Below are 2,733 nucleotides of genomic sequence, written 5' to 3'. Positions count from 1 at the left end.
GAACACGATAGGCCAAGGGCTTTCGATGGAAAACAACCGGAACTTCTTCATCACCATCGCGCTGTCGGTGCTGATCCTTGCGGTATGGCAATATTTTTACGTGTTGCCGCGCAGCGAAGCCCAGCGCGAGGCGGCCCGCGTCGAACAGCAGCGCATCGAGGAGCAGAAGAAGGCCGCCGGTACCGACACCGGAACGCCCGCCGCACCTGGCGCCATTCCGAATGCACCGGGTACCGACGCCGTGACGCCGGCCGGCCGCGAACAGGCGCTCGCCACGACGACCCGCGCGAAGATCGACACGCCGAGCCTCGAGGGTTCGATCAACCTGACCGGCGCCCGCCTCGACGACCTCAAGCTCAAGCACTACACCGAGACGGTCGACAAGAACTCGCCCGAGATCAGCCTGCTCAACCCGGCGGCACTGCCCAATGGCTATTATGCCGAGATCGGCTTTGTCGGCAACGACAAGACCGGTGCGGTGCCCGGTCCGGAGACTGTGTGGACCGTCGACGGCAATGCGACGCTGACGCCGACGACCCCGGTCACGCTGACCTATTCGAACGACAAGGGCTTGACCTTCAAGCGCACCTTCTCCGTCGACACCGATTACATGTTCACGGTGTCCGACACGGTGCAGAATGCGGGCACGGCCGCCGTCTCGCTGTCCAATTACGGCCGCGTCACCCGCTTCGACAAGCCGCTCGTTGCCAGCACCTATGTGCTGCATGAGGGCCTGATCGGCTTCACCGGCACCGAAGGCCTGCAGGAGCACAAATACGCGTCCATCGAATCGGACAAGCAGTTCACGCCGGGCAAGTCGACTGACGGCTGGTTGGGCATTACCGACAAATACTGGGCGGTGACGCTGGTGCCGACCGAAAAGCAGCCGTTCCAGCCGCGCTACGCCTTTTTCGAGGACGGCCGCCACCGCTATCAGTCCGACTTCCTGACCGACCCGATAACGGTTGCCGCGGGTCAATCGGCGACGGTGGAGAGCGAGATCTTCGCCGGCGCCAAGGAGGTCGGCAAGATCAACGCCTATGCAGAGGACCGTCAAATCAAGCGGTTCGATCTTTTGATCGACTGGGGCTGGTTCCACTTCATCACCAAGCCGATGTTCTGGCTGATCGACACGCTCTACAAATTCTTCGGCAATTTCGGTCTGGCCATCCTCGCCACCACCGTCATCGTCAAGGCCATCTTCTACCCGCTCGCCAACAAGTCCTACGCGTCGATGGCGAACATGAAGAAGGTGCAGCCGAAAATGCTCGAGATCCGCGAGAAATACGCGGACGACAAGATGAAGCAGCAGCAGGCGATGATGGAGCTCTACAAGACCGAGAAGATCAATCCGATCGCCGGCTGCTGGCCGGTGGCGCTGCAGATCCCGGTGTTCTTCGCGCTCTACAAGGTGCTCTACATCACCATCGAGATGCGTCATGCGCCGTTCTTCGGCTGGATCCAGGATCTGGCCGCGCCCGATCCGACATCGCTGTTCAACCTGTTCGGCCTCATTCCGATCACGCTGCCGCATATGCTGATGATCGGCGTATGGCCGCTGATCATGGGCGTCACCATGTTCCTGCAGATGCGCATGAACCCGACGCCGCCGGACCCGACGCAGGCGGCGATCTTCACCTGGATGCCTGTCATCTTTACCTTCATGATGGCGGGTTTCCCGGCCGGCCTGGTCATCTACTGGGCCTGGAACAACACGCTGTCGATCCTGCAGCAAGGCATCATCATGAAGCGCCAGGGCGCCAAGATCGAGCTGTGGGACAATCTGGTCGCGCTGTTCCGAAAGAAACCATCACCGGCCGAATAGAAGGCGCAGCGCTTTCTCCATCCTTCAAAGCCCCGCCTCGCGCGGGGCTTTTTCGTTCAAGCCGCTTTCGGCATCACGTTCCTGTGATCGGCGAAACTTGCGCCCCGCCGGCGGCGTGACTGCCTGTGCGTTTCCAAAGGCTATCAATTCCGATCAGCCCTCACCCGGAGGAAGACCATATGCGCTTGCCGTCATTCAGGACCATCGCCCTTTCCGCGTTCGTCGCCGGCGTGGCGATTGCCGCGCCCGCCTATGCCAAAAACCCGAATGTCGGCGGCGCGCCGATGTACACCACCAAGAACATCGTCGAGAACGCCGTCAATTCGAAGGACCACACGACGCTGGTCGCCGCGGTCAAGGCCGCCGGCCTGGTCGACACGCTGCAGGGTGCTGGCCCGTTCACAGTCTTCGCCCCGACCAACGCGGCGTTTGCGAAACTGCCCAAGGGCACCGTCGACACGCTGCTGAAGCCGGAGAACAAGGGCAAGCTCACCAAGGTGCTGACCGCGCATGTCGTGGCAGGCAAGATTTCGGGCGCCGAAATGATGAAGAAGGCCAAAGCGATGGGCGGCAAGTACGAGATGAAAACCGTCTCCGGTGACACGCTGACCGCTGAAGTCAAGAAGGGCAAGCTCTACATCATGGATGAGTCAGGCGGCGAGGCGCGAGTGACGATCGCCGACGTCAACCAGTCGAACGGCGTCATCCATGTCGTCAACAAGGTGCTGTTGCCGAAGTAACGGCTTTCGGCAAAGGGGATCAAGGCAGGTCCGTTGGGGCTTTCTCGGGCCTGCCATCCCCACCTCATGACGAGGTGCCATGTTTCTTGGGAAGTCGTATCGGCATCGGCCGGGGTCCTGTCCCTCACAGGACCCGGTTTCTTTTGGTTCATGGACCGAAGACCGTAG

At 61.1% G+C, this 2,733-nt stretch carries 2 protein-coding genes; both read left to right on the top strand.

Features of this window, described 5'->3' with window-relative positions:
* The first annotated feature begins 25 nt into the window (after positions 1 to 25).
* On the top strand, positions 26 to 1,825 hold the full coding sequence (yidC, locus tag EN893_RS27795; RefSeq protein ID WP_127270245.1) for a membrane protein insertase YidC: 1,800 nt from the start codon (positions 26 to 28) through the stop codon (positions 1,823 to 1,825).
* 179 nt (positions 1,826 to 2,004) lie between these two features.
* On the top strand, positions 2,005 to 2,565 hold the full coding sequence (locus EN893_RS27790) for a fasciclin domain-containing protein (protein WP_127271417.1): 561 nt from the start codon (positions 2,005 to 2,007) through the stop codon (positions 2,563 to 2,565).
* The last annotated feature ends 168 nt before the right edge of the window (positions 2,566 to 2,733 follow it).

Origin of the sequence: Mesorhizobium sp. M7A.F.Ca.CA.004.04.2.1, from assembly GCF_004022825.1 — a bacterium.
Classification (GTDB): Bacteria; Pseudomonadota; Alphaproteobacteria; order Rhizobiales; family Rhizobiaceae; genus Mesorhizobium.
The sequence above is the reverse complement of the archived record's forward strand: the minus strand, read 5'-3'. Positions and strand labels throughout refer to the sequence as shown.

Bases quoted from the DNA above. Each gene is read 5' to 3' on its own strand.
- yidC (WP_127270245.1), top strand. From the start codon at position 26: ATGGAAAACAACCGGAACTTCTTCATCACCATCGCGCTGTCGGTGCTG.
- EN893_RS27790 (WP_127271417.1), top strand. From the start codon at position 2,005: ATGCGCTTGCCGTCATTCAGGACCATCGCCCTTTCCGCGTTCGTCGCC.